Consider the following 3,379-nt stretch of genomic DNA (forward strand, 5'->3'; position numbering starts at 1 on the left):
TTTAATAATAATTAAAAAAAACTTTTTAATCTCTGCCTTGCGTAGCAAGGCAACTATAACAAATAATTCTTTTCCGCCGATTTTTATGCGTTTTTCGCCTTTTCAAAATGTCTAATAATTTCTACATTCTCGCCCTTTCTCTCTATTTGTAAGCTTTCATTGCAATTAAAAATCATTGCATGATTAAAGCCTGTGCTATTTAGTATATATTCCGCTTTTTTCAAAGCTTCTTTTGTTTCTTTGATATTAAGCTGTAACATGAAAATACTTTCTAGCGTTGTATTATTGATTTCATTCCATATTTTTATAGAATAAAATTCGGTTTTGCCATATTCAAAGATTGTTGGCTCGGCTTGTCTTTCTAAAAAATCAAGCTTGTTTTGCTCTAAAGTATCTTTTAACCTTTCTAGCTCTTGGCTTATTCTTTTAATTACCTTTTCTTGCTGTAATATGCTTACTTCGCAAAATTCATTTGAAAAAATGTTATCTAGTGATTGCATAGAATCTATTATGCTAGATTCGATTACTTCATATTGTTGCATGTCTTTTTCCTTTCTTTTGGTTTCAATACTCTATTTCTACGATTTCATCGGCTTTGTAAAATTCAAGTGATGAAAATTCGTTTTTATCATTAACTAACATTTTTTCTTTATGGATTGTTAGTTCTGTTATGTCGCTGTCTTTGCTGTCTAAAAATATACGATTATTGCCGCTTGTAAAATGTTCGTATATTCTTTTTTTGCTGTCTCTGCTGTCTAGCTCCGCTTCTTTGTATGTCTTTGCTAGATAGTTAATCATGTCTTTTAAACTTATGCTTACAAAAACTCTACTGCGTGTAAATCCGCTGTAATATTCGCCTTGTAATTGTTCTGCTACAAAACAATCAATAATTTGTATTTTTGTTTTCATGTCTTTTACTCCTTGTTTAGCAATACGCTTTTTAAATGTTCTTGTGTTATCTCTAATATATCTATATTTTGAGATTCTGCCCTTGTCCTTGCTAACTCGTTTTCTATTAGCTCGTTAAGCTTTTGTGCTGATTCTTTTTGATATGTTGGGTAAAGCACTGATAAGCAGAAAATAATATCCTTTTCACAAAATAGCTTTTTTAAAATCTGCATTGAATAATCATTTTGTCCCCCTTATGCTTCTGTTTTGCTGTCTAGCTCCGCTTCTTTGTATGTCTTTGCTAGATAGTTAATCATGTCTTTTACTCCTTTCATAGTAAGCCTTTCTTATGTAATTCTCGCATTGTTTCTAAGTTTTTTTCGTGCAATTTATTAAATGCTTCATTATTTTCCTTTTCTATTACTTCGTATCTCTCTATAATTTTTTGCCTTGTTTTTTCAAGTCTTGCCAAATCATTTTTTATTGTCTTATATTGATTTTCTATAGATTCTTGTATTTCCTTTTCGTTAAGTGATGTTTCCTTACGCATTTTTTTATATCTTTCTCCGCTTTCAATGTGTGCAATATGTTTTTTTGAATTTTTCATCATATGGTTATATAAGTCTAAAAGTCTTTCTAATTTTTTAAACTCTTTATACCTTGCTTCCGCTTCTGCTCGTTCTTGTTCGCTTAATGGATTTTCTATAAATCTTATCTTTTTCACTCTCCCCCCTTTATTCTGTTTTGCTGTCTTGTGATTCTAAATCATTTTCGCTTATTTCATAATCCATTAATTCACTTGCTAGGCTTTGTAAATATCCTTCAATGATTCTATTTTTTGCTATGTCTGGTGAGTTTAGAATCTCTGTAACGCTCATTTGTATAAAATCTGTTCCGCTTGTATCGCATTCACTGCAAAGATTATCAAAATATTCGCTTATCTCTTTTTCGTTTTCATCATAGAATTTTTCCGCTGTTGCATACCAGCATAATACATGCCCCGTGCTACTTATGGGATATTGCAAAGTTTCTAGCTCTTCTTTTAGAAAATTAAAATCTAGTTCTTGACTCTCTTTTTTCTTTTCTAGCTCTTTTATCATCTCTGCCCTTTCTTGCTCTGTGCCAAAATGTGAATACTCTTTTCTGTTTTGTATTTCTACTTCACAATCTAACCTTTGCAAACTCAATAGAATGGGATAATTATCCGCTATTGTTTCCAACGCTTCTGCATTTAATCTTAAATCATCATCTTTTAAAACTTCACTTAGTAACATTTTTTATCCTTTCCTTTTTAAACACTTATTTATTTTTAATTACTATTAATTTAACACTTTAATAATAATTAAAAAAACTTTTTAATCTCTGCCTTGCGTAGCAAGGCAACTATAACAAACAATTCATTTACGCCGATTTTTATGCGTGGGCTTACCACTTAACAAGCCCTTGTTTATGGTCGAGTCCGACTCGGTGCTTCTCGTTGGCGTTCTTAATAATCGCATGTTTTAACCCTGTTTCACGCATTAAGATTAAAGCGGTTTGCTCGGCTTCAGTTAGATTCTTGGTTGCTGTTTCCACGCTTCCTACACTAACAAGCGTATATAATACCCCCTGTTCTTGTTGAAGTAGTGTAACTTCGTAAAATTCTGTTATAGGCTCTTGTAAGCTGTCAATAACTCGCAAGACTCCGCCCTTTGCTCTCTCTAGTGTTTTGATGTGTTGTTGTAGCATGTTTCCCCTTTCTTGTTGTCTAACAATATGCAATGTTTAGCATTTATGCACTTTTCAAAATAGCATGTCATAGGCTCTTGTTCTTTTACATGTTTTAGCAAGGCTTGTATGTCATTATGCTTTTTAAAGCTTTTGTGGTTTGATATAAAGCTAATTTTATTTGCTTCTATTGTCCCAAACTCTACTAACTCGCCTTTAAAACTGCTTTGACATAAAAACACACATAAGGCGGATTTTAAGCCCGTTATGTTCCTTTTGTGTGATGAAATAGCGTTATAATATGTTGCCCCTGTTGCCCTGTTTGTCTGCCTTGTCGCATAAAATTTTGATATTTTCATATTGCCCCCTTATGCTTTCTTTCTTAGCTTAATAAAACTTGCCATGTTGTCATAATAAGGGTTTAAAAGCTCGTTTAGGTCTATATTATAGCCGAGTCTATTTAGTATGCCTTGTGCCTTTTCTAAAGTGTGATTAATAGCTAGGTAGCAAATATCTACTTTTTCATAATCTGTAAAAATTTCACTTTCTAGGCTTTTATGGAATAAATCCGCTAATTTGTCGGCGGTCTCGCTCTCGTGGTAGATTCCGCTTAATATCTCCAATGCCTTGTAAATGTCGCCATATCCAAAGGGGCAAAAAACAGATTTAAATAATCTACAAAAAACTATAAATATATATTAATTATTTATAGTTTTTAACTTGACATTATTATAAAAGTTTGATAAAATGTTCTTATGAATCAGTTAATTGCAATAGGACAAGC

Annotated in this window: 8 protein-coding genes; all 8 read right to left on the bottom strand. The window is 32.0% G+C overall.

Annotated elements, in window-relative coordinates; all coding sequences use genetic code 11:
• Positions 1 to 83: 83 nt before the first annotated feature.
• On the bottom strand, positions 84 to 542 hold the full coding sequence (locus tag C6H17_RS11365; protein WP_005219454.1) for a hypothetical protein: 459 nt from the start codon (positions 540 to 542) through the stop codon (positions 84 to 86).
• A 22-nt stretch (positions 543 to 564) separates the two neighbouring features.
• The gene (locus tag C6H17_RS11370; RefSeq protein WP_005219456.1) at positions 565 to 909 is read right to left on the bottom strand and encodes a hypothetical protein; all 345 of its coding nucleotides are present in this window, start codon (positions 907 to 909) and stop codon (positions 565 to 567) included.
• Between the two features lie 5 nt (positions 910 to 914).
• Positions 915 to 1,121: a hypothetical protein gene (locus C6H17_RS11375; RefSeq protein WP_005219458.1), complete on the bottom strand. Its 207-nt coding sequence runs from the start codon at positions 1,119 to 1,121 to the stop codon at positions 915 to 917.
• A gap of 98 nt (positions 1,122 to 1,219) precedes the next feature.
• Positions 1,220 to 1,612, bottom strand: coding sequence for a hypothetical protein (locus C6H17_RS11380; protein WP_005219460.1), 393 nt, complete (start codon positions 1,610 to 1,612; stop codon positions 1,220 to 1,222).
• A gap of 10 nt (positions 1,613 to 1,622) precedes the next feature.
• On the bottom strand, positions 1,623 to 2,162 hold the full coding sequence (locus C6H17_RS11385) for a hypothetical protein (protein ID WP_005219462.1): 540 nt from the start codon (positions 2,160 to 2,162) through the stop codon (positions 1,623 to 1,625).
• Positions 2,163 to 2,313: 151 nt separating this feature from the next.
• Positions 2,314 to 2,616 carry a hypothetical protein gene (locus C6H17_RS11390; protein WP_020995565.1) on the bottom strand — a complete coding sequence of 101 codons (303 nt, stop codon included), beginning with the start codon at positions 2,614 to 2,616 and terminating at the stop codon, positions 2,314 to 2,316.
• Positions 2,589 to 2,954, bottom strand: a complete 366-nt coding sequence (locus C6H17_RS11395; RefSeq protein ID WP_104731456.1) for a hypothetical protein — start codon at positions 2,952 to 2,954, stop codon at positions 2,589 to 2,591. The genes C6H17_RS11390 and C6H17_RS11395 overlap by 28 nt, the downstream gene beginning before the upstream one ends.
• A 9-nt stretch (positions 2,955 to 2,963) precedes the next feature.
• Complete coding sequence (locus C6H17_RS11400; protein ID WP_005220149.1) at positions 2,964 to 3,218, bottom strand: hypothetical protein; 255 nt, start codon at positions 3,216 to 3,218, stop codon at positions 2,964 to 2,966.
• Positions 3,219 to 3,379: the final 161 nt, after the last annotated feature.

Source organism: Helicobacter rappini (assembly GCF_900198625.1).
Taxonomy (GTDB): Bacteria; Campylobacterota; Campylobacteria; order Campylobacterales; family Helicobacteraceae; genus Helicobacter_A; species Helicobacter_A rappini.

Coding starts and splice junctions, on each gene's coding strand:
- C6H17_RS11365 (WP_005219454.1), bottom strand. CDS start 542: ATGCAACAATATGAAGTAATCGAATCTAGCATAATAGATTCTATGCAA.
- C6H17_RS11370 (WP_005219456.1), bottom strand. CDS start 909: ATGAAAACAAAAATACAAATTATTGATTGTTTTGTAGCAGAACAATTA.
- C6H17_RS11375 (WP_005219458.1), bottom strand. CDS start 1,121: ATGCAGATTTTAAAAAAGCTATTTTGTGAAAAGGATATTATTTTCTGC.
- C6H17_RS11385 (WP_005219462.1), bottom strand. CDS start 2,162: ATGTTACTAAGTGAAGTTTTAAAAGATGATGATTTAAGATTAAATGCA.
- C6H17_RS11390 (WP_020995565.1), bottom strand. CDS start 2,616: ATGCTACAACAACACATCAAAACACTAGAGAGAGCAAAGGGCGGAGTC.
- C6H17_RS11395 (WP_104731456.1), bottom strand. CDS start 2,954: ATGAAAATATCAAAATTTTATGCGACAAGGCAGACAAACAGGGCAACA.